Genomic DNA, 24,917 nt, shown 5'->3' on the forward strand with positions numbered 1-24,917 from the left:
TTTCGAGAAAGGGGATTTAAAATGATTTCACTTAGAAATATAAGCAAAACTTATACAACTAGCAATAACCTAGTAGATGCATTAAAAAAAGTGAATCTAGAAATAATAGAAGGGGAGATTTGTGGGATAATTGGATTTAGTGGAGCAGGTAAAAGTACATTAGTACGTTGTATAAACTTATTAGAAGTACCTACAGAGGGTGAGGTTTTTGTTGATAACCAAGAACTAACATTATTATCACCAAAAAAATTAAGAGAAGCTAGAAAAAATATAGGAATGATATTTCAGCATTTCAATTTAATGAAATCAAAAACTGTATTTAAAAACATAGCCTATCCATTAAAGGGAAGTGGATTAAGTAAATTAGAAATTGAAAAAAGAGTTAAGGAGCTTTTAGATTTAGTTGGTTTAAGTGATAAAGTAAGTAGTTATCCTAATCAATTAAGTGGAGGACAGAAACAAAGAGTGGCAATAGCTAGGGCATTAGCGAATAATCCAAAAGTTTTACTTTGTGATGAAGCTACATCAGCACTTGACCCACAGACTAGTCAATCCATACTCAATTTGCTTAAGGATATCAATAAAAGACTAGGATTAACTATAGTAATAATTACTCATGATATGAGTGTGGTAAAAGAGATTTGTGATAATGTAGTTGTTATGGAAAATGGGAGAATTGTAGAGCATGGTGATTTAATTCAGATTGTTACTAAACCTAGGCAAAAGGTAACGAAGGACTTTATAGCAACAGTATTTCAAGATAATAGAGTATATGACTTATTGGAAAATGACTATTTCATAAATGATATTAAAAAAGATGAGGTTCTGGCAAAAATAGTATTTGTAGGGCAAAACACAGGTCAGGCGTTTATGTCTAAGCTAACTAAAAACTATAAAGTAGATGCAAGTATACTGTTTGGAAATATTGAAATAGTTAAAAATACGCCGGTTGGATACCTAGTAGTTAAATTAAGCGGTAATAAAGAAAATCTAATAGGGGCATCTAAATATCTTAAAGAGAACAATATAGAAATGGAGGTTTTAAAAAATGGAAGATTTATTAATGAGTATAGTTCCCAATGTAGTTAATCTACATCAAGAAATGATAGAAGCATTATTTGAGACAATATATATGGTTTGTATTTCAGGTGTAATATCAACTATAATTGGATTTTTTATAGGAATTTCACTTGTTGTAAGTAGGGAGAATGGTATCTTAGAAAATAAACTTATAAACAATATTATAGGAAAGATAATAAATACTTTCAGATCTATTCCATTTATTATTTTGTTAGCAGCAATAATGCCTGTTACAAAGTTTATAGTTGGAACTACAATAGGTACAAAAGGAGCATTAGTTCCGCTAGTATTTGGAGCAACACCTTTTGTAGCGAGGCAAATAGAGTCAGTATTATTAGATATTGATAGTGGTGTTATTGAAGCAGCTCAATCTATGGGTTCTAGCCCATTTGAAATAATAATAAGAGTGATGCTACCTGAAGCTTTAGGTGGAATAATTTATGCTATTACTATTACTACTGTAAGCTTAATTGGTTTATCTGCAATGGCAGGAACTATTGGTGGTGGAGGTCTTGGAGACTTTGCAATAAGATATGGCTATCAGTACTTTAAGACTGATGTAATGATAGTTACAGTAATAATATTGCTTATTTTAGTAAATATTGTTCAAGGATTTGGAGAGTTATTACTTAAAAAATTAGACTATTAAAATTAGGGAGGAATTATTATGAAAAAAATTTTAGCATTAGCTTTAACATTAATAATATGTTTAGGAAGTTTTGTGGGTTGTAGTAAAAACTCTGATGAAGAGTTAACTACTGTAAAGCTTGGTGTAACAGGAGATGAGCATGAAGTTTGGGATTTAGTAAAAGAAAAGTTAGAGAAGGAAGGTATTAAACTTGAAATAATTAGTTTCTCTGATTATATTAAGCCTAATACAGCTCTTGAAGAAGGGGAAATAGATATAAATGCATTTCAACATCATGCTTATTTGGAAAACTTTAATAATGAAAGAGGATTAAATTTAGTATCTATAGGAGATACAGTATTTGCACCAATGGCAATATACCCTGGAAGCACAAAATCACTTGATGAATTAAAAGAAGGTTCAAAAATAGCAGTTCCAAATGATGCAACAAACTTAGGAAGAGCATTAATACTTCTTGAAAATGCAGGATTAATAAAATTAAAAGAAGGTGTAGGTTTACTTCCAACACTTAAAGATATAGTTGAATATACAAAGGATGTAGAAATAATTGAATTAACAGCAACACAAATACCAAGATCATTAGAAGATGTAGATGTGGCAGTAATAAACAGTGGGGTGGCAGTAAATGCAGGTTTATCTCCAACAAATAGTTCATTATTTATGGAAGACTCTGATTTAGAAACTTCAAAGCCCTACATTAACTTAATAGCAACAAAAGAGAAAAATAAGGATAATGAAAATTATAAAAAAGTGGTAGAAGCGTACCAATCAGATGATATTAAAGAAGCTATAAATAAATTATTTAAAGGTGAATCTATACCAGCTTTCTAAGGGAGATTATAGGGGGATATTATGGGGAATTTAAATATAAATGAATTAAAAAATAATATATTAGAGTATATAGAAAATAACAAAGAATTATATATAAATGTAAGTAAAGAAATACACAGTAATCCTGAAATTGGGAATGAAGAATATTTTGCTTGTAAAGCCTTAACTAACTTGCTTAAAGAGTATGGGTTTGAAGTTGAAATAGATGTTGCAGGTCATGAAACAGGCTTTGTAGCAAGAAGAAAATCAAAAAGCAAACCTGGTCCAACTATTGGATTTTTAGCAGAATATGATGCACTACCAGGATTAGGTCATGCATGTGGTCACAATATAATTGGAGCAGCAAGTTGTGCAGCTGCAATAGTTTTATCAACTTATCTTGATGCTATTGGAGGAGAATTAAGAGTATATGGGTGTCCATCAGAAGAAGGCGGAGAAAACGGAAGTGCAAAAGGAAGCTTTGTAAGAGAAAATTTATTTGAAGGAGTAGATGCTTGCTTAATGATACATCCATCTAACGAAACTTCTGTTACAGGAACTAGTTTGGCAGTGGATCCAGTTGATTATGAGTTTATAGGGAAGGCAGCTCATGCATCTGGATGTCCAGAAAAAGGAATTAATGCTTTAGACGGAGTTTTACAGTTGTTTAGTGGAATAAATGCCTTAAGACAACATGTAAGTGATGATGTAAGAATACATGGAATAATAACTCATGGAGGCGATGCTCCTAATATAGTTCCAGACTATGCAAAAGCAAGGTTTTATATAAGAGCTAAAACTAGAAAAAATTTAGATATAGTTACTAAGAAGGTGGAAGGAATAGCAAAAGGAGCAGCATTAGCCACTGGAGCAAAAGTTAATATTAATTTCTTCCAAAATAAAGTAGATAACTTTTATGTTAATAATAGTTTTAATAATTTATTTGCAGAGGTTATAAAAGAATTAGGAGAAGATATAAATGAAGATTCAAAAGAAGGATTTGGCTCAACTGATGCAGGTAATGTAAGTCATGTTGTACCAACACTACATCCGTATATAAGTATAGGTTCTAAAAGTTTAGTAGGTCATACTGTAGAGTTTTGTAAAGCTGCATGTTCTGACGAAGGTAACAAGTCTTTAATAACAGGTATAAAGGCACTTTCTTTAACAGCTCTTCAACTTTTTATAGATGATAAGAAACTTGAGGAAATAAAATCAGAATTTGATATTAATAAGCATTTATGCTAAGTAAGATGTAGATTTTGGTTATATTCTACTTAAATGAATTGATTTAGCATATAGATTTTAATAAGTTATTAGTAAAAATCCACGGCAGTTATATGTCGTGGATTTTTGATTAGAAATATTATAATAAAATATATTAAAAGGGACATATGTCCTTTTTAATAATTATTATATAATGTTAAAATTATAATAGAAGAAAAGGATGTTCGTATGGAGAGATAAATATGATAAATAACTTACTTGATAAGAATATAGAAAATGAAAAAGTAAAATCATTCATTGAAAGTATACCTAAAAATATAAAAAATAAAAGCAAAGTAAAAAAAATTGAGAAAGGTAAAATAGTAGTATTAAAAGGCAATGAAATTGAAAGTGTTTATATAAGTTGTAATGGAAAAATGCAAGTAAAAAACCAATTTGAAAATGGATTTGTATATAGTTTTGCAACTCTAAACACTATAGCTTATATAGGTATAATGGAACTTATGGCAAATCAGAAAACATACTCATCAACGCTACAAGCTACTACTGAATGTACTATTTTAGAAATACCTAAAGGCGATTTTTTAGAGTGGCTCTTAAAAGATCAAGAATTAACACTAGAAGTACTACACTTTATATGTAATAGCATGTATTCTCAATCTTTGAAGACTGGAGAAGGATATGCATATCCTTCTATATGCATATTAATTGATTACTTAATAAATGTTTATAAGAGTGAAGACTTAGAAACAGTATTTTTAGAAAAAAGTAGAGAAGAAATAGGATCAATACTTGGTTTTTCAATAAGAACAATAAATAGGAACTTAAAAGTATTAAAAGAAGAGAATTTAGTAACTGTTACTAGAAAGGGAATATTAATAACTGAAGAAAATTATTATAAACTATGTGAAAAATTAGATCAAATTAAATAATAAGGGGAGAACAAATAAATTATGGAACAATTATTAAATATCATAAAAAATGAAACATTAACTTATCACCAACAAGTACTTCAATTAGCAGGACAAGCAGAAAGTAATCTAGATGTATTAAGAATAGATAAAGAGACAAAAGAACTTCTTAATGAAGAAATAATATGTACAATGTTTGAAGGAAATGCACCATATAGGCCAAGATATGTTATACCTAATTATGAAAAACTAATGAAAGAAGGATGTAAGTTTTTAGATTTAGATGTACCAAGTGATATATGGGAAGCAACTAATAACCTATTAATATTTTACAAACATATACCATCAATAACTTCATTCCCAGTATATTTAGGAAACATTGATGATCTTTTAGATCCATTTATAGAAGATGAAGAAGAAGCTTACAAAGCTATAAAGCTATATTTAAAGCATATAGATAGAACACTTACAGATTCATTTGTTCATGCAAACATAGGACCAATAGATACAAAGGCAGGAAGACTAATACTTAAAGCAATGCAAGAGTTAGAATGTGCGATGCCTAATTTAACAGTTAAATATGATAAGGACTTAACTTCAGAAGAATTTATAGAATTATGTGCAAGTACTGCATTAGTTACAGCCAAGCCAAGCTTTGCAAATCATAAAATGGATGTAGTAGATTTTGGAACTGAAAACTATGCACTAGCTAGTTGTTATAATGGATTCATCATCGGTGGTGGTGGATATACTCTTGTAAGACTTGTATTAAATAGATTAGCTCAAAAATCAGAATCAGTTGAAGATTTTATAGATAATAAATTACCATTTGCAGCAAATAAAATGCTTGCCTATATAGACGAAAGGATAAAATTCTTAGTAGAGGAATCGGCATTTTTTAGAAGTAACTTTCTTGTATTAGAAGGATTTATAAAGAAGGAATTATTTACAGGAATGTTTGGAATAGTTGGTTTAGCAGAAGCTGTGAATCATTTATTAAATGCAACTGAAGAAAAAGATAGATTTGGTCATTCAAAAGTAGCTAATAAATTAGGGGAAAGAATAATAGAAAAGTTAAATGAAATAGTAGCTTCATATAAATCTCAATATGTAGGATGCTTTGGTGGAAAGCACCTATTACATGCACAAGTAGGTATAGATACAGACACTGGAATATCTCCAGGATGTAGAATACCAGTAGGAGAAGAGCCAGAAATCTTTGAACATATAATACAATCTTCACCATATCATAAGCATTTCTTTAATGGTATAGGTGATATATTCGTATTTGAAGAGACTTATAAAAAGAACCCTAAAGCTTTAGTAAATATTATTGATGGAGCCTTTAATGTAGGAATAAGATATATATCTGCTTATTGTAGTGATTGTGATGTAGTTCGTGTTACTGGATATTTAGTAAAGAAATCAGAAGTAGAGCAACTTGAAAAAGGTAATGCGGTTAAGAATAATGCAACAGTATTTGGAATGAATGCTAAAAATGGTGCAAAAGCTTTTGATAGAAAACTTAGAGGATAATTATGGCACTAATAAATAAGATTATTCCATTTTCTTGTATAGATGGACCTGGCAATAGGACAGCTATATTTTTTCAAGAATGTAATCTAAGATGTACTTACTGCCATAATCCTGAAACAATAAATAAATGTGCTAATTGTGGTAAATGTATAAATGTTTGTCCTACTAATTCATTGAAATTTATTAACAATAAGGTTGTTTGGTATGAGGATAAGTGCATAGAATGCAATAGCTGTATTAAGACCTGTACTAATTTATCCACACCAAAAACAAAGAATTATTCTGTTGATGAGCTATTTGAAGAAATAAAGAGGATAAGTCCATTTATTCAGGGGATAACTGTAAGTGGAGGAGAGTGTACTCTTCATACTGAATTTTTAGTAGAATTATTTAAAAAAGTAAAAGAAGAGCTTAATCTTACCTGCTTTGTAGATACTAATGGAACTTTAGATTTATCTCAATATGAAGATTTAGTTAACTTAACTGACAAGTTTATGCTAGATGTAAAAAGTATAGATGAAGATGAACATATTAAAATTACTGGATCAAGTAATAAGATTATTTTAAAGAATTTAGAATATCTTTTAGAAAAAGATAAGATTTATGAAGTAAGAACAGTAGTAGCTCCATCTATGAATAATGAGAAAACTATTAAGGAAGCAACTAAGATTATTAATAATAGATGTAAGTACAAGCTAAATGCTTATAGAAAATATGGGGTAAGAAAAGAAGGCTTAGATTTTCACGGAGAAGTAGGGCCTACTGATGAAGAAATGAAATTTTATATAGAATATACAAAAGCTTAGAAAGTATTTAAGGTATTATCGTTAAGATAATACCTTTTTGTGCATGAAAAAATTTTAAAAAAAGGTATAGACATTAGTATCATACCAGAGTTTATACTTATTATAGACAAGACATCTTGGAGGTATTTAAAATGTGGTTTAAAAAATATTCAAAAAGTATAGCTTTAATAATACTTGGAAGTTGTATACTGGCATTTGGAAGCTTTAACTTTAACTATCAAAATAATGTAACAGAAGGTGGAGTATTAGGCTTACTGTTATTAATAAAGAATATATTTGATATTTCCCCATCTATAACAGCTATAGTAATAGATTTATCTTTGTTTGCACTTGGAGCTAGGTTCTTTGGGAAGCAATTCTTATATCTTTCTGTTTTTGCAAGTTTATCATTTTCAACATGGTATAAAGTATGGGAAAGTATTGGATTTATAGTTCCTAATTTAAATAATAATATGCTTTTAGCGAGTATTTTAGCAGGAATAGGTGTTGGTATAGGTATAGGAATTATAGTAAGGGCAGGGGGGGCAGCTGGTGGAGATGATGTTATTGCTTTAGTAGGCTCAAAGATTACTCCTCTTAAATTAAATCATGTATATATGATTACAGACTTAATAGTATTAGTGCTGTCACTTACCTATTTAAACTTTAAACAAATCTTCTTTTCAATAATTGCAGTTACAATAAGTGGAAAAATTATAAGCCTTATGTACGATGATATCAACGAAAATGATGATGAGTTAGAAATAAAGTATGCATCATAAAAATAATAAGTGTATCTATTTTCTTAAATATATGTTAAAATAGATATTGTAGTAATACAAAATAAAGATAAAGCCTTGATATAAGGTCTTGATAGGAGAAATAAAATGACTAACGGAATAGTAAAATGGTTCAACAGTGAAAAAGGATTCGGATTCATAACAACTGATGGTGGAGTAGATGTATTTGCACATTTCTCAGCTATACAAGTTGATGGATTCAAAACATTAGAAGAAGGTCAAAAAGTAAGCTTTAATGTAGTTGAAGGTGCTAGAGGTCCTCAAGCAGAAAACATAACTATATTATAATTATAGATTTGGATTCGTTAAGACTCTTTTTAAAAGAGTCTTTTTTATTGCAAAAAAACATAGATTTTTGATTTTATAACAAATAATGTCCTATAAATCTGATATATTATCCAATAATTTAAGTGTTAAAATATGGAATAAAGATATAAAAATCTACATATTTAATATTACAAGGGGGAGGATAAAATGGATGAAAATGAAGTAAAAGATGAAGTGAATAATAAGAAAAAGAAAAAAGGTAATGGTAGTAGTAGAACTAAAGTCATTAAAATAGTGTCAATAATAATTCCGTTATTAGTTTTATTAGCAATATTTATAGCAACATGTACAACAACAATAAAACAGGGCCATGTAGGGGCAGTATATGACAGGTTTAAAAAAGGGATACAAGATTATACTTTAACTGAAGGTATAAACTTAAAGACACCTTGGCAAAGCGTAAATGAATTTCCTATATCAATAGAGACAGTATATATGAGTAAAGACCAAAGAGAAGGATCACCAGCAGATGAATCTATTACAATAAGCTGTAATGATGGTTCACTAAGTGCAGATTTAACTTTTAGCTATAGATTTAAAATGGAAGATGTACCAAAAGTACAAAGACAATATAGAGGTAAAGATGGGCAAGAAATAATGAATAGTGTGCTTAGAGGTCAGCTAAGAAGCTGGATAAGTGAAGTAACTAAAAATTACTCCACAATGGAAGTACACTTAACTAAAAAAGAAGTAGTAAATGAAAAACTAACAGAACACTTAAATACTAAGGCTGAAAAGTATGGTGTAATGTTTGAAAATGTATCATTAGCAGAAACGAGAGCATCTCAAGAAGTGCAACAAGCAATAGAAAAAAGACAACAAATAAGTCAAGAAGTAGAACAACAACGTCTTCAACTTGAAAAAGCAGAGATAGCTAAGCAAGCAGCACAGTTAGAAGCAGAAAGAATGATAATTCAGGCTGAGGGTGAAAAAAAAGCAAATGAAATAAAAGCACAAGGGCTAGATGAAAGAATATTAAGAGAAAAGTACATAGAAAAATGGGATGGTAAGCTACCTCAAGTTATGGACCCTAATTCTGGTATTCTAATTGATATTAATAAAGGCTCGGAGAGTGATTAATAAATATTTGATATAAAACATAGGTAAAGAAAACGTTGACAAAAAAAGTTTCATGGTCTATCATAGAAGTTGGAATTAGGTAGTAATTGTTTAAGTACAAGCTAAGCTTATTCATTAATAAGAAACAGTACCCTAGGTGGAATCTGTTTATTTATTATGAATAAGCTTTTTTTACGTATAAATAAATTATAATAGCTAATTAACTGTTTATAATTCATGTAACTAAGTTATACCAATGACCAATATTAAGTAAAATAAAATCGCAGACGTAGTCGCTTAAAAAAGTTTTTTAGCAACGGACGAAGTCGCTTGAGTAACGGGACATGAGCTTGCCGAATAGACGTTGACGACATGCAATTTTGGCGATATGAGCGAAGCGAATTTTTTATGCTTATAAGGAGGATAAACGTGATAATTAACAAGATATTAAATAACAATGTTGTAATTACATTAGATGATAAAGGTGAAGAGACTATTGTCATGGGAAGAGGGATTGGCTATCAAAAATCAAAAGGAGAGCCAATTGATGAATATAAAGTAAATAAGATTTTTAGAATATCAAATAAAGAAATCTCCAATAAGTTGCAAGAATTACTTAATAATATTCCTATGGAGCATATGAAATTATCAAGTGAAATTATTGAATATGCGCAATCAAAGTTAAATAAAAAGCTAAATGAAAGCATTTATATATCATTAAGTGACCATACATTTTCTGCCATTCAGAGAATGAAAGAAGGTATAAATGTGAAAAATGCAATACTTTGGGAAACTAAAAGGTTTTACAAAGAAGAGTTTGAAATAGGAATGAAGGCTTTAGACATTATTGAAGATAGGACAGGAGTTAGATTGCCTGAAGATGAAGCAGGATTTATAGCTTTTCATGTAGTAAATGCTCAGTTAAGTGAAGGAAATCATATAGCTTCGGATATTACAAAATTAATGCAAGAAATACTTAATATAGTAAGATATCATTTTGGAGTAGAATTCCAAGAAGAATCAGTATTTTATTATAGGTTTATTATGCACCTTAAATTCTTCGCACAAAGATTATTTTCTCATGCATCACATGAAGGGGATACAGATGAAGAACTGTTGAATATTATAAAGTCTAAATACGTTAAAGAGTTTGAATGTGTTAATAAAATAGATAAATTTATAGAGAAAAAATATAATTATAAATTAACTGATGATGAAATGATTTATTTAACAATACATGTAGCAAAAGTAGTTAAAGATTCTAAAATACAACCTGAGTAAGCTCTCAGTAGTATAAATACTATAATATTGAAAGGATGTGATGCTAAAATATACTTTATACCTATGGTTGGATGGTAACATTGAGTTGGCCAAACCTTCAAATTTCAATTGTTTTATTTTATAAGAAATATGGAGGATTAAAAAATGGGGAAATACAAACAATTAGCACAAGACATAGTAAAAAATGTTGGAGGAAAAGAAAATATTAATGGATTAACACATTGTATTACTAGACTACGTTTCAAATTAGATGATGAAAGTACAGCTAATGATGATGTATTAAAGAATATGTCAGATGTTGTTACTGTAATGAAAAGTGGAGGACAGTATCAAGTAGTTATAGGAAATCATGTTGGAGATGTATATGCTGATATATGCAACATAATTGATTTAGAAAATTCAAACTCTAACTCAGAACCTAAAAAATCAGGAAGTCTATTAGATAGAGGAATAGATATAATATCAGGTATATTCCAACCTGTGCTTGGAATAATGGCAGCATGTGGTATGTTAAAAGGACTTAATGCTTTATTTGTAGCCCTTGGATTATATGCTAGTACAAGTGGAGAATATTTAATAATAAATGCGGCTGGAGATGCATTATTTACATTCCTTCCTTTATTCTTAGGATATACAGCTGCTAAGAAATTTGGTCTAAAGCCAATGGTGGGACTAGTATTAGGGGCAGCTATGTGCTATCCAGGAATACAAGGTAGTAGTATATCGGCAGGAATTGAGCCGCTATATACTTTATTTGAAGGAACAATATTTGCATCACCTGTATATATTGATTTTCTAGGATTACCAGTGATTTCAATAGATTATACTGGAACAGTAATACCTATAATATTTGTAGTGTACTTTGCATCAAAATGTGAAAAATTATTTAATAAAGTTATTCCAGACTTAGTTAAGTTTTTCTTTGTTCCTATGCTTACAGTAATAGTTACATTACCAGTAGCACTTATTGTGATAGGACCAATAGCAACATTTGGATCTACTTTTATTTCTCAAGCTGTATTTACAGTAAGAGATTTTAGTCCATTATTAGCAGGTGCTATAGTAGGATTTACATGGCAAATTCTTGTTATTTTTGGTATGCACTGGGGATTCATTCCTGTATATATCAACAATGTTATGACTATGGGATATGATAATGTTATGATGCCTTTCTTTGCTTGTACATTTGCAACATCAGCAGTTGTATTAGCATTATTCTTTAAGAGTAAAGATAAGAAAATAAAAGAAATGGCTATTCCTAACTTTATATCAGGTATATTTGGTGTTACGGAACCGGCAATTTATGGTATGTTATTACCACTTAAGAAGCCATTTATAATAAGTTGTATAGCTGGTGGTATTGGTGGAGCCTACTATGGATTATTTAACCTTAGAAAGTTTATGACTGGAGGAATGGGAATATTTGAACTTCCAGCAATGATAGAGCCAGACGGTGGTATGGGTAACTTAACAGTAGCACTTATTGGTATTGTTATATCAATGGTTGTGGCCTTTGCTTTAACTATGATCTTCTATAAAGAAGAAACTGAAACCGATACGGATAAAGAAGTAAAAGTAAAAGAAGAAGATACAAAAGAAATAAAAAGTAATAAACTAGCAAAAGAAGTAGTCGTAAGCCCTATAAAAGGTGAAGCTGTAAAGTTAGAAGATATTGAAGATGCTGCATTTGCATCAGGTGTATTAGGTCAAGGTATAGCAATAGTTCCTACTGATGGAAAGGTTGTTGCACCAGTAAATGGAGTAGTTACAACACTTTTCCTAAGTTTACATGCTATAGGAATTCTTTCTGATGAAGGAGTAGAAATTCTTATACATATAGGTTTAAATACTGTACAACTAGAGGGTAGAGGATTTGAAGCTTATATTAAGCAAGGTGATAGAGTAAGGGTAGGACAAGCTATATTATCTTTTGATATGGATGTAATAAAGGAAGCAGGATATAGTTTAGTTACACCAGTTGTAATTACAAACTCAGCTCAATTCTTAGAAATTGCACAAACAGAAAACAAAGAAGTGGAATTACAAGATAATTTAATTACAGTTATATTTTAATAAATAAGCAAAGCATTGGTAAAAGTTAATGCTTTGCTTATAATTTATAGGAGGCTTAACTATGGGATTTAAAAAAGACTTTTTATGGGGAGGAGCTACAGCTGCTAACCAATGTGAAGGTGGATATAATAAAGATGATAGAGGATTAGCAAATGTAGATGTTTGTCCAGTAGGTAAAGATAGAACAGCAGTAATTACAGGAAAACTAAAAATGTTTGATTTTGATGAGGAGCATTATTACCCAGCAAAAACTGGTATAGATATGTATCATAACTTTAGAGAAGATATAAAATTATTTGCGGAGATGGGATTTAAGGTTTATAGAATGAGTATTGCTTGGAGTAGAATTTTCCCGAAAGGAGACGAAGAAACTCCGAATGAAAAAGGACTTCAATTCTATGAAGATATATTTAAAGAATGTAGAAAGTATGGTATAGAGCCTTTAGTAACTATCACTCACTTTGATTGTCCGATGAATTTAATTAAGGAATATGGAGCATGGAGAAATCGTAAAATGATAGGATTTTACGAAAAATTATGCAATGTAGTTTTTAGAAGATATAAAGGATTGGTTAAATATTGGCTTACATTTAATGAAATAAACATGATTTTACATGCTCCATTTATGGGAGCCGGAATTTGTTTTGAAGAAGGAGAAGATACTGAAAAAATAAAGTATCAAGCAGCTCATCATGAACTTGTAGCTAGTGCTATAGCAACAAAAATAGCTCACGAAGTGGATCCAGGTAACTTAGTAGGATGCATGTTTGCAGCTGGAAGTGTGTATCCATATAGTTGTAATCCTAATGATGTATGGGAAGCTACAAAATTAGATAGAGAGAACTATTTCTTTGTAGATGTACAATCTAGAGGTAAATACCCTAATTATGCATTAAAATACATGGAGGAAAAAGGAATTACTCCAGAAATGGAAATTGGAGATCTTGAATTACTTAAGGAACATACTGTTGACTTTATTTCATTCTCTTACTACAACAGTCGTTGTGTTAGAACTGATGATAATAAAGATGATATGGCAGAAGGAAATATTTTCACTTCAGCTAAAAATCCATATCTTTCATATAGTCAATGGGGATGGCCTATTGATCCATTAGGATTAAGAATTACTCTAAATCATGTATATGATAGATATGAGAAACCATTATTTATTGTAGAAAATGGTTTAGGAGCTAAAGATGCAGCAGATGAAAATGGATATGTAGAAGATAATTATAGAATAGATTATTTAAGAGAACATATAAAGGCTATGCGTGATGCAGTTAGTATCGATGGTGTAGATTTATTAGGATATACTACATGGGGACCTATAGATTTAGTAAGCGCTGGAACAGGTGAAATGGAAAAGCGCTACGGATTTATTTATGTAGACAGAGATAATAAAGGTAATGGAACTTTAAGAAGAAGTAAGAAGAAAAGTTTTGACTGGTATAAAAAAGTAATATCTTCAAATGGAGAAGATTTAAATTAATATTTAAAGCATACAAATGGATTTAAGATGTATTTATAAAAAGTAAGCCTTTAGGTTGGATAAGTAATCCATCCTAAAGGCTTTATTTTTACGTATAATGAAATTACAATTTACTAATTTTCCATAAGTTCTTAGTTTCCTTAAGAAATACATCTACATCCCAAGTTTTTGAAGAGTTTATCTTACTATTTGGATCATTAATTTTTATTTTACCATCATCAGCCAAACCAGTTAGTACAAGAAAGTGACCAGTTGAGGTAAAAGTTCCAGGTCCAACTGTTATTATTATAGGGTTACCAGCTTTTAAAGTCGATAATATGGAAGATTTGCTTAGAGGTAGCTCTTTAGCATTTAATCCAAAGTGCTTAGCTCCTTCAGAAATTAAATTCCAACTAGAGCCTATACCATTTACATAAAAACCATTATTAAAAGCATATTCACTTACAGCTAGAGGATTAACGCTAGTATCACCAGTAAGACCTACAGAAACCATAGCTAAAGATGTAGGAGCACATCCACTAACAGAAAGATATTCATCTCCATATTTATTATATCCCCATTTTTCATCCCATTGTATAAATAGCGGTATTTCACCAGGTGTATAGTATTTCTTTATTGATATATTTTTATTGTTTTCTTTTAATATATTTTTAGGATAGTTATAAACAAAATCTACAGTTTCTATATTTTTACTAAGCATCGTTAAAAGAGACTCAGGGTACTTGTCCGTATTATTTAATATATGTTTAACCTTATAGTTTGAAGAAGACTGTTCTTCTAGCTTTTTAATAACCTCATTGTTTACGCCTGACAAATTTGTACTATCATGTTTAGTATTATTTATTTTTATAAGTGCTATATATAGTAATCCTACTATTATAATAATTAACATTAATAGATTACTTTTGTTAAGCTTTTTCTTGTCACTATTAGCAGTGTAATTCATAGAAAACCTCCATTTTGTTTAAACTGTATATTAAGATAGAGTAGGATTTAGAAATTATTTTTACTTTATCTTAAACTAAATACTATTTATTATTTTTATCCGACTAATACATTAATCATATCTAAAAAATATTAAAAATCATTTAACTAATTCTTAAGATTTCTTAAGTTTTAGGTAATAAAACTTAGATTTTCCGTAGTAAATTGAATAAATATAAAGATATTAGGAGGCGTATAAAGAATCTTTAGAAAATCTTAAGAATTTTTTTATCAAATCTTAATTTTTTATAAAGCAAATTTTAAGGATATTCAATTATAATAATAGATGAAGAAATAGGAGGTAGAAATATGAATGTTCTAATTTTAACCGGAAAATTTGGTATGGGTCACCTGTCTGTTGCAGAAGCTTTATATGAAGATATAGAGGCAACATATAAAAATGTAAATGTAGAGATAGTTGATATTGTTAATTACATGTTTCCAACTATGAATAAGACAATTTATGAATCATTTGATTTTATCGCGAGCAAATGCTCTTCAATATATAATATATACTGTGGTTTTTCAAATAAAAAATCAAGCGTACCTATGAAACATATGGTTTCAAAAAAGATAGAAAAACTTATAGAAGAAACTTCAGCAGACTTAGTGCTATCAACAGTACCCTTAGCATCTCAGTTTGTATCAGTTTATAAGAAAAAAACAGGAAGCAATATTCCTTTATACACATATATTACAGACGTTACTATACACGAGGAATGGATATCACCATATACAGATTTTTATTTTGTAGGAGCGAAAGATACAAAAAAGGACTTAGTACTTAAAGGTGTTAATCCATATAAGGTTGTTGTAAGTGGAATACCTGTAAAAAGATGCTTTAAAAATGAAGAAAGTTTAAAAAAGAAACTAAATGATAAGTTAGAAATACTTATCATGGGTGGTGGATTAGGGCTTCTTCCATCAGGAGATATATTACTTCAAAAACTAAGTGAAAATGAAAATGTGCATTTAACGGTAATCACAGGTAAAAATGAAAAGCTGAAGAGTGAGATTGAAGAAAAGTTTTCAAATATAGAGGTAGTTGGTTACACAAAAAATGTTCATGATTTTATGAAAAAAGCTGATTTACTTATTACAAAGTCAGGTGGAATAACTACATTTGAGGCAATCAATAGCCAAATACCGTTATTTGTTATTAAGCCGTTCTTAAAGCAAGAAGTAGGCAATGCGCAGTTTATAGAATCTGAAAATCTAGGTCGTGTTATATGGTATGATGATTCTGATATAGCAAAAGATATTTTAGCTTTAGCAGAGAATAGCAAAATTATGGAAAGTATTAAACAAAATATGAGAAAGATGGCAGAGCAATGGTCACAAAGTTGTCCATTAGAGATTTATAATATGGAAGGAGGGATAACATGCTAACTAAAAGTAAAGTAGAAGTTATATTTATGCTAGCAGGTATTGTTGTAGTGTCTTTTTTAAGCTATAGTATTATACCGACTTTAATGCATAAATTTTCTTATAAGATAAAAAGTTCATTACACAAAGATAAGCTATACCTTACTTTTGATGATGGCCCTCACCCTACATATACGACTATGTTGTTAGATTTATTAGATAAATATAATGTTAAAGCTAGTTTTTTTGTAGTTGGAGAGTATGCAAAATCTAATCCTGAAATTATAACTCGTATGAAAGATGATGGTCATCTAATATGTATGCACTCATTAAGACATAAAAATGGTCTTTTCCAAACTCCAACTGATATGAAAAATGACTTTGAAAAAAGTATTAAAATACTTGATGAGTTAGGTGTGGAAGCTAATTACTTTAGACCGCCATGGGGACATTTTAATTTGACAAGTGCATTAGAGTTAAAAAAATATAATTTAAATGCTATGCTTTGGGATGTTATGGCAGAAGACTGGAGAGGTAACATAACTAGCGAGGAAATAATGTGCAAGTTAGCTAAGAGAACATTACCAGGTGACATTATATGTTTACATGATGGTAGAGGAAAGAATGAAGCACCTTTAAGAACCATAAATGCATTAGATGTTATGATTCCTTTATGGTTATCAAAAGGTTATAGCTTCGATACGGTGGATAAATATGAAGCACAATAAGAACTTATTTTATAAAATTTTAAAAAATGGTGGACTGTTTTTAATATTAATAGGAATAACATTTTTCCTTATTTTTAGGAAATTAGATTTTAATAGCGTAATAAGTACTATATCTCATATAAATGCCTTATACTTGCTCCCAGCAATAGGATCTATGTTTGTTTTTATTTTATGTGAATCCTTAAATACTAAAAGAAATCTCAAGGCTTTAGGTTATGAAACAACACTTTTAAAATGTATTACCTATTCAGCTACTGGATTTTTCTTTAGTTCAATAACACCTTCAGCATCAGGTGGACAGCCTATGCAAGTTTATCGCATGTGCAAGGACAATATTAAAATATCCCATTCTACATTGGTGCTTTTTATTGAGTTAGTATTTTTCCAAATAGTAACCATAGTGTATTCTTTTATAGGATTTTTTACTCAATACTCACTATTAGAGGAAAGTCTAGGCTCTATAAAATATATACTTGTTACAGGCCTAATGATTAACGTGGCAATATTAGTAGTTTTATTGTTAGCTATATTTTCTTATTCAGCAACAAGTAAAATAATTGATATTACTATGGCTACTCTAAAGTTATTTGGATGTAAAAAGACAGAGAGTATAAGCGAAAAAGCATATACAGTTATTGATGAATATAGAGAATGTGCTTCTTATATAATGAAGAACAAAATAATAATGTTTAAAACATTTATTACAACAGGTATTCAAATATTTGCACTTCATAGTGTTCCATACTGGGTGTATCGCTCATTTGGACTTAGTGGAAACTCTATGTTTGTGTTTATAGGAATACAAGCTGTATTATTTATAGCGGTATCCTCACTTCCTCTTCCAGGAGCAGTTGGAGCAAGTGAAAGTGGATTCTTAATGCTATATAAATTGTTATTCCCAATGCCTATAATAAATGAAGCCATGTTACTTAGTCGTGGAATTAGCTTTTACTTATTCCTGTTATTAAGTGGAGTATTCTTGTTGGTAATGTGGATGATTAACTCTAAAGATAATAATAAAAAAGAACATGTACCTGTGGAAAAGTTAACAAATAAAAAAACTGACACCCATAAGATGCCAGTAAAGATGACCTGTTAAGGTCATCTTTTTTTTAGAATGCAGCTATTTTAGTAACTGCCACATAAATCTTAGAGATAGCATACCAAGTAGCAAAATCTACTACACCACTTTGATTCATTCTAAAGATTTCTTGGAATTTAAGTACGCTATTTCTAGTTGCTGGGCCATAAATACCATCAACAACTACTTTAGGTAAAGCTGGATATGCATTTGATATGGCATTTAATTGTTCTTGAATTATTCGTACACTTTCTCCACTTGAGCCAATAGAAAGGGTATAGCCAGGGAAGGAAGATGGTACACCTTCTACCATATCTGTTCCTTGAAGTCCAATATCATAACCATAAAAATATTTTAAAATATCTTCAAATTTGTAACCTTGATCGCCTAAAGTTTTACTGCCCCATTGAGTCATTTTTCCAGGACATTGTGTTTGAATACCATCACAATATTGGGCTAAAAGTGGTTGCTTAGCTCCTTTAGGTCTTTGAATATATACATTAAAAATATTATCAACAACTACACTTATAGTATCAAAAATATTTCTATTATAAATGAACTTATGATCATATTGTGTAGATGAAGTGATAGTAAAATTATAGCCCATATTTCTATACCATTCAGTGTAAACTCTGTTTAGTGTAAATGAAACTATAGCGACAACATTTGCATAAATAGTTTGAGTAGGCCAGGTAGCATAGATTTCTGAACTGGCAACATTTTTAATATAATCTCTAAACGGTATCTAATAATTTGGAGCATTTCTGTCACTTGGTAAACCGTCATGAACTATTATGAACTCGGGAACAACAACGTTAGATAAAACATAAGGAACTTTCTTTAATGATGGTTCAAATATTTTTGGCTTATAATTTCCATATAAAACATTTTCTCCTATTTCATAAAGCTTAATATTTGATTTTGTATTTTTTGAAGCTTTAGATAAGGATACATTTTGAATTGCCTCTACACAAGGTAGTATTTGTACACCTTCTATTATAACTGTCTGATAACCTTCTTTTTCAATTTCAAGTAAGTACTTACTATATGGTCTAGGAGAGTTTGGAAACTGTGAATATAGGAAATTAGGAGCATCTAGTGGTATTTTTTTTACTTGACCAGATGAATTGGTTATTAAATCATCATGTAATACTTTGCTTTTTTTACATTCATCAGTTGGAAAGGTATATACTTTAATTTTTGCAAATTCAATGGGAAAATTAGTATCCTCATCAATAACTTTAATTGTTAAACACCCTCTATACAAAAAAATCACCTCTATACAATTATCATTTAATATTATGATACTAAAAAAACTTTTAACCGTGAGTTGTACTAAAAATATTTGAATAAAGAAGATAAGCAAGATTACAAAATTTGATGTAAAAATGTGCTAGAATATAGATATGATAGATGAAGCTGTTATTGATGAAGTTGCAGAGGCAATAATGGAAGGTTAACATGCTTTTAAACTCAAGAAAAATATATTGAGAGCTTAATCAATGTGCTTTTAATAACGAATTATTTTAAAATATCACTAAAATGTAACACTATTATATGGAATTAATACTATGTTATAGAGGGGTGATAAACAACATGGGAAAGAGAAATAGCAGAGATCTATATAATCAATGCACAAAATTAATGAATTATCACGTTATATTAACTATGAATGATGGAAGTCAATTTGATGGTATTATTGAAGATGTGGATGGAGATACAGTAATGGTTTTAGTTGGTGAAGATGTTATGCCAGAAGAAGCTGAGTTTAATTTACAAGATAATAGACAATATGGAGGCCCAATAAGATATAGAAGATTTAGAAGACGTGCATTTCCACTTGCTGCTTTAGCCGCATTATCGCTAATAGCATATCCTTATTATGCACCACCATATTATCCATATTATTATCCATATTAATAAAGAAAGCTCAACTTTCCTTAAAGCTATAATAGTTTTAGGGATTTTTTTATTATTAAATTATAATTGGTAGAATTATTCTGTTTAAAAATGAAAAAAAAGTATATTAATTATAATAAGTAATAATTATAACCAAATAATAATTAAAATTAGTTACAAATAGAGAGGCATGTTATGGAAGAAGCAAAATTTATTCAAATGATAAAAAATAACCCAAGTGTTATAAAAACTATAAACAATCCTACAGATGAGATGAAGCTGTTGGCATTAGAAAAAAATGGACTTTTAATAGAATATATAGAAAATCCAACAATAGAAATGAAAGAGTTAGCCATAAGTAACAATGCTAGAGCTATTAAATATATAAAAGATCCAACGGAAGAAATGATGCTTAAAGCATTAGATTATGGATGGATTGTGCTAGATTATATTAAAAATCCAACTGAAAAAGTAATAAAGCTTGCAATAGACAAAGCAGGATGGGCTATTCAATATGTTCAAAATCCAAGTGAAGAATTACAATTGTTAGCAGTAAGAAAAAATTATGACTCACTAAAATATATAAAACAACCTTATGAAAGTGTGCAAATAGAAGCTGTAAATATTAGCTATGATGCATTAAGGTATATAGCAAAACCTAGTTATAAGGCAGAATTAACAGCTATAAAAAATAATGAAGCTGCTATAACTTTTGTTAAAGATTTAGATAAGACTAAATTGTTAGAGTTTTTAAAGACTAATATATTAGTTATAAAGTATAAAGGTAAAGATATTTCTAAAGATGAGCTAGAGGAAGTATTAAAAGAAGCGCTATCGAAGGAAGATGTTAAAGATAAATATGTAAGAGATTTTATAAATTGTAGTACAATAGATAAAAATCATGACACAATATCAATGGATAAGATAATGTTCATTTATAAGTACGGAAGTGCAAAAGCAAAAAAGGTTGCGGTAGATGAAAAGTTAAAGATGGTTTAAATTAGAAATTAAAATTATTCGTGGGAGAATTTAAGCTAGATAGATCAAAAGACACAATGATTTAGGAGAGAGACAAGATGAATTTTATAGATACATTAAAGAGCGTTGACTTAGTATTAGCTACAAAGGAAGTACCTTTAGTAGTAGGAGAAAGTGGAATCGGAAAAACAGCATTAGCAAAAAAACTTGCTAAGGATAATAACTGGAGTTTAATAGTTGTAGATGGAAACCTACTTAAAGAAGGAGAAATAGGTGGTCTTCCAACTATAGAATCTTATGTAGTATCTAACTCAAATGGATTTGAGATAGAAAAGAAAACTACAGTATATGCAGTTCATAATAAATTAAGAGAAATAGATGAAGAAATAGATAAAGGTAGAGAAGTACTTTTATTTATAGATGAAATAAACCGTTGTGAACATACCGTTCAACAAGAGCTTATGAACTTAATATTAAATAGAGAAATAAATGGATACAAGTTACATGATGATGTAAAAATACTAGCAGCAATGAACCCATCAAGCAAGTATGGTTCAGACTTTGATTATCAAGTTGTAGATATGGATGCTGCACAAGAAAATAGATTTGTATGGTTAAATATGGAGTCTGATTATAATCAATGGTTAAGTTGGGCGATAGGTGCAGGTATTGAGCAAAAGGTTATAGAGTTTATATCTACATTCCCAGAGTACTTAAACAAAGTAAATGATGACGATGTAAGAGCAACACCTAGAAGTTATGAGAGAGTATCTAAGAGTTTTGAAGTTTATAAAAAATCAGAAGGTAGTATACCTAGATCAGTATTTTTAAATGTTATAAAAGGAAATGTAGGAAAGGTAATTGCTGAAGAATTCATAAGTTTTGTAGAAGCAGACTGTGATCCACTAATATCTTATGAAGATGTTGTATTAAATGAAACTTTAAGTGAAGATGTAATAAATAGATTAAAAGAGGAAAGTCATACAAGACTGTATTTATCAGCTGTGAATATTCTTAAAAACCTAGAATCAAACATCAAAAATGGAAATAATGAATCTAAAAATTATGTTAATAGATTTGTAGAATTTTTAAAGCTATATCCAATAGATTTAATGGTAGGTATTATGAAAGATATGAGAAATAGCTATGAAGACGTATATAAAGTAGCTATAGAAAATGAAGAATTTGTAGAGTTATATTTTGAATCTTATAGCTTAATAAGGGGATAATGCTATGGAAAGTTATTTTGATAGAAAAACAAAAGAGCTTTATGAAAAAGCAGAGGAAATTATAAATACTTACGCAGTAACAAAAGCAAATCATAAAGGTGAAAAATTTGAGATAGATATACCTAAAGCTTATAAAGATGAATTTTTTAAGCTTGTTGATAAGGTAAATTTAAGTCTTATGGAAGAAAAAGATAATTTCTATGGATATTTCTTATTTCAAATGGGAAGAGAAATTAGATTTGATATAAGTAGCCCTACATCAGTGAATTTTAAAGGTGCGAAGTATGTTATATATTTTAATCCTATAATTTTCTTAAACCTTAACATAAAGCAAATGGAAAGTACAATAAAACATGAAATTCTTCATATAGTATCTATGCATTTAACTAGAGCAAAAGAAATAAAAGGTAAGTATAGTACATTAGCAATAAATATGGGAATGGACATAGTAGTAAATAAATATTTAAACAATCTACCTCCTTATGCTACTACTTTAGAATCGGTAAATAACACTTATAACATGAATCTTGAGCCATATGAACCCTTTGAATATTATGTAGAAAAAATTCAAACAGAATTGGATTTACAAGATTATGATGAAGAAGGGGAAGAGAATGATAGTGTTATAAATGAAAATGAAGATGTTGAAACTGAATACAGACCAGAAAATACCCATGACATATGGGAAGATTCTAGTGAAATAGAAGAAAAGGCTTTAAAAGAGTTTACAGAAAAGTTTATAGATATGTCTCAAAAAGGTCAAATTCCAGATTACCTAGATGGTATGTTATCAGCTTTAAAAAATAGCAAGGGAGAACTACCTTGGAATCTATACCTTAAAAAGTTGATGGGTACTGTTGAAAGCAACAAGAAGAAGACCATAACAAGAAGAAATAGAAGACAACCTTATAGATTAGATTTAAGAGGAGAGCTTAGAGGTCATAAAGCAGAAATAGCTGTAGCCATTGATACAAGCGGAAGTATTAGTGATGAAGAGTTTAAGCAAGCTATAAAGGAAGTTCTTAATATTGTAAAAAATTATAATCACGAAATTACTATAATAGAGTGTGATGATCAAATTAGACGTACTTACAAGGTTAAATCTGTTAAGGATATAAAAGAGAGAATAGGTATAAGAGGTGGAACTAAATTTACGCCAGTTTTTGAATATGCCAATAGTAAGAAGATTAATTTATTAGTTTACTTTACAGATGGTAAAGGTGAAGACAAGCTAGGAGTAATTCCTAGAGGATATAAAACTTTATGGGTTATTTCTGGAAGAGGAGATAAGCTATCCTTGAGAGAAAGCTATGGTGCGGTCAAGAAGCTTAGTAAGGTAGAATCAAAAGATAGATTTATAGATATGAATGATGTTAGGGATGATGGATATTCTATGAATAACCAAGCTCCTATTTTATAAATAAATAGAAGAACTATTAGCTAAAAGGCGCTTTACATTAGATGGGGAAAAGCGTCTTTTAATATGCTTATAATATATAGTAAATATTTATATTTTTATAAGTTGCAAAAAATTTAAGACTAGAATATACTTATTTAAGGATGTTAATTAAGTATATTAAAAAAGTGGGTGTGTAATGTGAAAAAAGCAAATACTAGGATGATAAAAGAGATGAACAAGAATCTTTTGAGACATTGTTTTAATGAAGAGATAGATTTAACAGCAGCGATGTTATCGAAAAAAACAGGATTAAGTGTAGTAACTATAAATGTATTATTAAAAGAAATGGTAGAAAGTAAAGAGGTATTCGTAGGTAAAAGCATACCATCAAATGGTGGTAGACCATCAATAGAATATAAATACAATGAGATGTTTAGATGTGCGGCTATAATATTTGGATATACAAGAAATCATAAAAACTATATAAAAGTATTGGTTACAAATTTACTTGGAAAATCTATATATGAACAAGAATATATTTTTGAACACGTAAATGACGATAGCTTTGATGATATTTTAGATGAACTATTTGAAAAATATTCTACTATAGAGGTAATAGCTTTTGGTTTACCAGGTGCTGAGGAAAATGAGATTATAAGGTTAAATGATTACACTGATATTATTGGTGATACATTTATGAAGCACTATAGAGAAAGATATAGCGTTGAAGTTATATTTGTAAATGATGTTAACGCAGCTGTTAATGGATATTATCATAATAAACTAGACAATAAAGATATTAATACTGTGGTGGGATTAGTCTTTAATAGGGTTTATCTGCCTGGTTCAGGCATAGTAATAGATGGAGAAATACATAAGGGGAAATCAAACTTTGCTGGAGAGGTAGCTTATATGCCAATAGGTGTAGATTGGATAAATATAAATTATTATAATCCTGAAGAGATAAATGAAGCTATAGCAAAGCTCATTGCTATGATGGGATGTGTCATTGCACCAGATCAATTTGTAATATATGGAGACTTTTTAAGCAAAGATAGTGCTAAGCAAATAAAGGATAAAGCAGAGAGCATATTACACTACTATTTTGAAACAAATATAGTTGTTTGTAATGATTTTGAAGAAGATTATGAATTGGGAATGATTAAATCAGCTTTGGAAGTTTTAAATAAAAAAGAAGAAGTATTTAAGTAATCACAATTTTAATAT

The 24,917-nt window shown here is 29.5% G+C and carries 24 protein-coding genes; 21 read left to right on the top strand and 3 right to left on the bottom strand.

The features are described 5' to 3' along the window. Nucleotides 1-21: 21 nt before the first annotated feature. The 13 genes from ACI48P_RS15690 (at nucleotide 22) to ACI48P_RS15750 (ending at nucleotide 14,027) form a co-directional block, all read left to right on the top strand. Nucleotides 22-1,089 carry a methionine ABC transporter ATP-binding protein gene (locus tag ACI48P_RS15690; RefSeq protein WP_475217414.1) on the top strand — a complete coding sequence of 356 codons (1,068 nt, stop codon included), beginning with the start codon at nucleotides 22-24 and terminating at the stop codon, nucleotides 1,087-1,089. Further along, complete coding sequence (locus ACI48P_RS15695; protein WP_475217416.1) at nucleotides 1,049-1,729, top strand: methionine ABC transporter permease; 681 nt, start codon at nucleotides 1,049-1,051, stop codon at nucleotides 1,727-1,729. The genes ACI48P_RS15690 and ACI48P_RS15695 overlap by 41 nt, the downstream gene beginning before the upstream one ends. Nucleotides 1,730-1,747: 18 nt before the next feature. After that, nucleotides 1,748-2,560 carry a MetQ/NlpA family ABC transporter substrate-binding protein gene (locus tag ACI48P_RS15700; protein WP_475217418.1) on the top strand — a complete coding sequence of 271 codons (813 nt, stop codon included), beginning with the start codon at nucleotides 1,748-1,750 and terminating at the stop codon, nucleotides 2,558-2,560. Between the two features lie 21 nt (nucleotides 2,561-2,581). Continuing rightward, nucleotides 2,582-3,787: a M20 family metallopeptidase gene (locus tag ACI48P_RS15705; RefSeq protein WP_475217420.1), complete on the top strand. Its 1,206-nt coding sequence runs from the start codon at nucleotides 2,582-2,584 to the stop codon at nucleotides 3,785-3,787. 221 nt (nucleotides 3,788-4,008) lie between these two features. Continuing rightward, nucleotides 4,009-4,698, top strand: coding sequence for a Crp/Fnr family transcriptional regulator (locus tag ACI48P_RS15710; RefSeq protein WP_475217422.1), 690 nt, complete (start codon nucleotides 4,009-4,011; stop codon nucleotides 4,696-4,698). A gap of 21 nt (nucleotides 4,699-4,719) precedes the next feature. Continuing rightward, nucleotides 4,720-6,213, top strand: coding sequence for a YjjI family glycine radical enzyme (locus ACI48P_RS15715; protein WP_475217424.1), 1,494 nt, complete (start codon nucleotides 4,720-4,722; stop codon nucleotides 6,211-6,213). A gap of 2 nt (nucleotides 6,214-6,215) precedes the next feature. Beyond that, nucleotides 6,216-7,019 (top strand): YjjW family glycine radical enzyme activase, encoded by an 804-nt coding sequence (locus ACI48P_RS15720; protein WP_475217426.1) that lies wholly within the window; start codon nucleotides 6,216-6,218, stop codon nucleotides 7,017-7,019. A gap of 131 nt (nucleotides 7,020-7,150) precedes the next feature. Next, complete coding sequence (locus ACI48P_RS15725; RefSeq protein ID WP_475217428.1) at nucleotides 7,151-7,780, top strand: YitT family protein; 630 nt, start codon at nucleotides 7,151-7,153, stop codon at nucleotides 7,778-7,780. A gap of 105 nt (nucleotides 7,781-7,885) precedes the next feature. Then, nucleotides 7,886-8,086, top strand: a complete 201-nt coding sequence (locus ACI48P_RS15730; protein WP_475217429.1) for a cold-shock protein — start codon at nucleotides 7,886-7,888, stop codon at nucleotides 8,084-8,086. Nucleotides 8,087-8,272: 186 nt separating this feature from the next. Further along, nucleotides 8,273-9,205, top strand: a complete 933-nt coding sequence (locus tag ACI48P_RS15735; protein ID WP_475217431.1) for a prohibitin family protein — start codon at nucleotides 8,273-8,275, stop codon at nucleotides 9,203-9,205. 408 nt (nucleotides 9,206-9,613) lie between these two features. Beyond that, nucleotides 9,614-10,465, top strand: a complete 852-nt coding sequence (licT, locus tag ACI48P_RS15740; RefSeq protein ID WP_475217433.1) for a BglG family transcription antiterminator LicT — start codon at nucleotides 9,614-9,616, stop codon at nucleotides 10,463-10,465. Nucleotides 10,466-10,609: 144 nt separating this feature from the next. Further along, nucleotides 10,610-12,538, top strand: coding sequence for a beta-glucoside-specific PTS transporter subunit IIABC (locus ACI48P_RS15745; protein ID WP_475217436.1), 1,929 nt, complete (start codon nucleotides 10,610-10,612; stop codon nucleotides 12,536-12,538). Between the two features lie 61 nt (nucleotides 12,539-12,599). Further along, entirely contained in the window at nucleotides 12,600-14,027 is a 1,428-nt protein-coding gene (locus ACI48P_RS15750; protein ID WP_475217438.1) for a 6-phospho-beta-glucosidase, read from the top strand. A 103-nt stretch (nucleotides 14,028-14,130) separates the two neighbouring features. Here the strand turns inward: ACI48P_RS15750 and ACI48P_RS15755 are convergent, their stop codons facing one another. Next, nucleotides 14,131-14,973: a C39 family peptidase gene (locus tag ACI48P_RS15755; RefSeq protein ID WP_475217440.1), complete on the bottom strand. Its 843-nt coding sequence runs from the start codon at nucleotides 14,971-14,973 to the stop codon at nucleotides 14,131-14,133. Nucleotides 14,974-15,320: 347 nt separating this feature from the next. Between ACI48P_RS15755 and ACI48P_RS15760 the strand changes: the two genes are divergently transcribed. From ACI48P_RS15760 to ACI48P_RS15770, 3 genes are read left to right on the top strand one after another with little or no spacing between them, the layout of a single operon-like run. Next, the gene (locus ACI48P_RS15760) at nucleotides 15,321-16,400 is read left to right on the top strand and encodes an MGDG synthase family glycosyltransferase (protein ID WP_475217442.1); all 1,080 of its coding nucleotides are present in this window, start codon (nucleotides 15,321-15,323) and stop codon (nucleotides 16,398-16,400) included. Next, nucleotides 16,394-17,104 (top strand): polysaccharide deacetylase family protein, encoded by a 711-nt coding sequence (locus ACI48P_RS15765; protein WP_475217446.1) that lies wholly within the window; start codon nucleotides 16,394-16,396, stop codon nucleotides 17,102-17,104. The genes ACI48P_RS15760 and ACI48P_RS15765 overlap by 7 nt, the downstream gene beginning before the upstream one ends. Beyond that, nucleotides 17,091-18,203 (top strand): lysylphosphatidylglycerol synthase transmembrane domain-containing protein, encoded by a 1,113-nt coding sequence (locus tag ACI48P_RS15770; protein ID WP_475217449.1) that lies wholly within the window; start codon nucleotides 17,091-17,093, stop codon nucleotides 18,201-18,203. Before ACI48P_RS15765 ends, ACI48P_RS15770 begins: the two co-directional genes overlap by 14 nt. Nucleotides 18,204-18,216: 13 nt before the next feature. Here the strand turns inward: ACI48P_RS15770 and ACI48P_RS15775 are convergent, their stop codons facing one another. Then, nucleotides 18,217-18,792 (bottom strand): peptidoglycan-binding domain-containing protein, encoded by a 576-nt coding sequence (locus tag ACI48P_RS15775; RefSeq protein WP_475217451.1) that lies wholly within the window; start codon nucleotides 18,790-18,792, stop codon nucleotides 18,217-18,219. Nucleotides 18,793-18,930: 138 nt separating this feature from the next. Then, nucleotides 18,931-19,452 carry a hypothetical protein gene (locus ACI48P_RS15780; protein WP_475217453.1) on the bottom strand — a complete coding sequence of 174 codons (522 nt, stop codon included), beginning with the start codon at nucleotides 19,450-19,452 and terminating at the stop codon, nucleotides 18,931-18,933. A gap of 329 nt (nucleotides 19,453-19,781) precedes the next feature. Between ACI48P_RS15780 and ACI48P_RS15785 the strand changes: the two genes are divergently transcribed. The 5 genes from ACI48P_RS15785 to ACI48P_RS15805 all read left to right on the top strand — a co-directional run bounded on the left by ACI48P_RS15785 (nucleotide 19,782) and on the right by ACI48P_RS15805 (nucleotide 24,902). Further along, complete coding sequence (locus tag ACI48P_RS15785; protein ID WP_475217454.1) at nucleotides 19,782-20,105, top strand: hypothetical protein; 324 nt, start codon at nucleotides 19,782-19,784, stop codon at nucleotides 20,103-20,105. Nucleotides 20,106-20,279: 174 nt separating this feature from the next. Beyond that, complete coding sequence (locus ACI48P_RS15790) at nucleotides 20,280-21,083, top strand: hypothetical protein (RefSeq protein WP_475217456.1); 804 nt, start codon at nucleotides 20,280-20,282, stop codon at nucleotides 21,081-21,083. A 77-nt stretch (nucleotides 21,084-21,160) separates the two neighbouring features. After that, the gene (locus ACI48P_RS15795) at nucleotides 21,161-22,291 is read left to right on the top strand and encodes an ATP-binding protein (protein WP_475217459.1); all 1,131 of its coding nucleotides are present in this window, start codon (nucleotides 21,161-21,163) and stop codon (nucleotides 22,289-22,291) included. 4 nt (nucleotides 22,292-22,295) lie between these two features. Next, complete coding sequence (locus ACI48P_RS15800; protein ID WP_475217462.1) at nucleotides 22,296-23,711, top strand: vWA domain-containing protein; 1,416 nt, start codon at nucleotides 22,296-22,298, stop codon at nucleotides 23,709-23,711. Between the two features lie 177 nt (nucleotides 23,712-23,888). Continuing rightward, nucleotides 23,889-24,902, top strand: coding sequence for an ROK family protein (locus tag ACI48P_RS15805; RefSeq protein WP_475217465.1), 1,014 nt, complete (start codon nucleotides 23,889-23,891; stop codon nucleotides 24,900-24,902). Nucleotides 24,903-24,917 lie beyond the last annotated feature (15 nt).

This window comes from Romboutsia sp. LXY-2 (assembly GCF_056171995.1).

Bases quoted from the DNA above. Each gene is read 5' to 3' on its own strand.
- ACI48P_RS15690 (WP_475217414.1), top strand. From the start codon at position 22: ATGATTTCACTTAGAAATATAAGCAAAACTTATACAACTAGCAATAAC.
- ACI48P_RS15695 (WP_475217416.1), top strand. From the start codon at position 1,049: ATGGAAGATTTATTAATGAGTATAGTTCCCAATGTAGTTAATCTACAT.
- ACI48P_RS15700 (WP_475217418.1), top strand. From the start codon at position 1,748: ATGAAAAAAATTTTAGCATTAGCTTTAACATTAATAATATGTTTAGGA.
- ACI48P_RS15705 (WP_475217420.1), top strand. From the start codon at position 2,582: ATGGGGAATTTAAATATAAATGAATTAAAAAATAATATATTAGAGTAT.
- ACI48P_RS15710 (WP_475217422.1), top strand. From the start codon at position 4,009: ATGATAAATAACTTACTTGATAAGAATATAGAAAATGAAAAAGTAAAA.
- ACI48P_RS15715 (WP_475217424.1), top strand. From the start codon at position 4,720: ATGGAACAATTATTAAATATCATAAAAAATGAAACATTAACTTATCAC.
- ACI48P_RS15720 (WP_475217426.1), top strand. From the start codon at position 6,216: ATGGCACTAATAAATAAGATTATTCCATTTTCTTGTATAGATGGACCT.
- ACI48P_RS15725 (WP_475217428.1), top strand. From the start codon at position 7,151: ATGTGGTTTAAAAAATATTCAAAAAGTATAGCTTTAATAATACTTGGA.
- ACI48P_RS15730 (WP_475217429.1), top strand. From the start codon at position 7,886: ATGACTAACGGAATAGTAAAATGGTTCAACAGTGAAAAAGGATTCGGA.
- ACI48P_RS15735 (WP_475217431.1), top strand. From the start codon at position 8,273: ATGGATGAAAATGAAGTAAAAGATGAAGTGAATAATAAGAAAAAGAAA.
- ACI48P_RS15745 (WP_475217436.1), top strand. From the start codon at position 10,610: ATGGGGAAATACAAACAATTAGCACAAGACATAGTAAAAAATGTTGGA.
- ACI48P_RS15750 (WP_475217438.1), top strand. From the start codon at position 12,600: ATGGGATTTAAAAAAGACTTTTTATGGGGAGGAGCTACAGCTGCTAAC.
- ACI48P_RS15755 (WP_475217440.1), bottom strand. From the start codon at position 14,973: ATGAATTACACTGCTAATAGTGACAAGAAAAAGCTTAACAAAAGTAAT.
- ACI48P_RS15760 (WP_475217442.1), top strand. From the start codon at position 15,321: ATGAATGTTCTAATTTTAACCGGAAAATTTGGTATGGGTCACCTGTCT.
- ACI48P_RS15765 (WP_475217446.1), top strand. From the start codon at position 16,394: ATGCTAACTAAAAGTAAAGTAGAAGTTATATTTATGCTAGCAGGTATT.
- ACI48P_RS15770 (WP_475217449.1), top strand. From the start codon at position 17,091: ATGAAGCACAATAAGAACTTATTTTATAAAATTTTAAAAAATGGTGGA.
- ACI48P_RS15775 (WP_475217451.1), bottom strand. From the start codon at position 18,792: ATGGGCTATAATTTTACTATCACTTCATCTACACAATATGATCATAAG.
- ACI48P_RS15785 (WP_475217454.1), top strand. From the start codon at position 19,782: ATGGGAAAGAGAAATAGCAGAGATCTATATAATCAATGCACAAAATTA.
- ACI48P_RS15790 (WP_475217456.1), top strand. From the start codon at position 20,280: ATGGAAGAAGCAAAATTTATTCAAATGATAAAAAATAACCCAAGTGTT.
- ACI48P_RS15795 (WP_475217459.1), top strand. From the start codon at position 21,161: ATGAATTTTATAGATACATTAAAGAGCGTTGACTTAGTATTAGCTACA.
- ACI48P_RS15800 (WP_475217462.1), top strand. From the start codon at position 22,296: ATGGAAAGTTATTTTGATAGAAAAACAAAAGAGCTTTATGAAAAAGCA.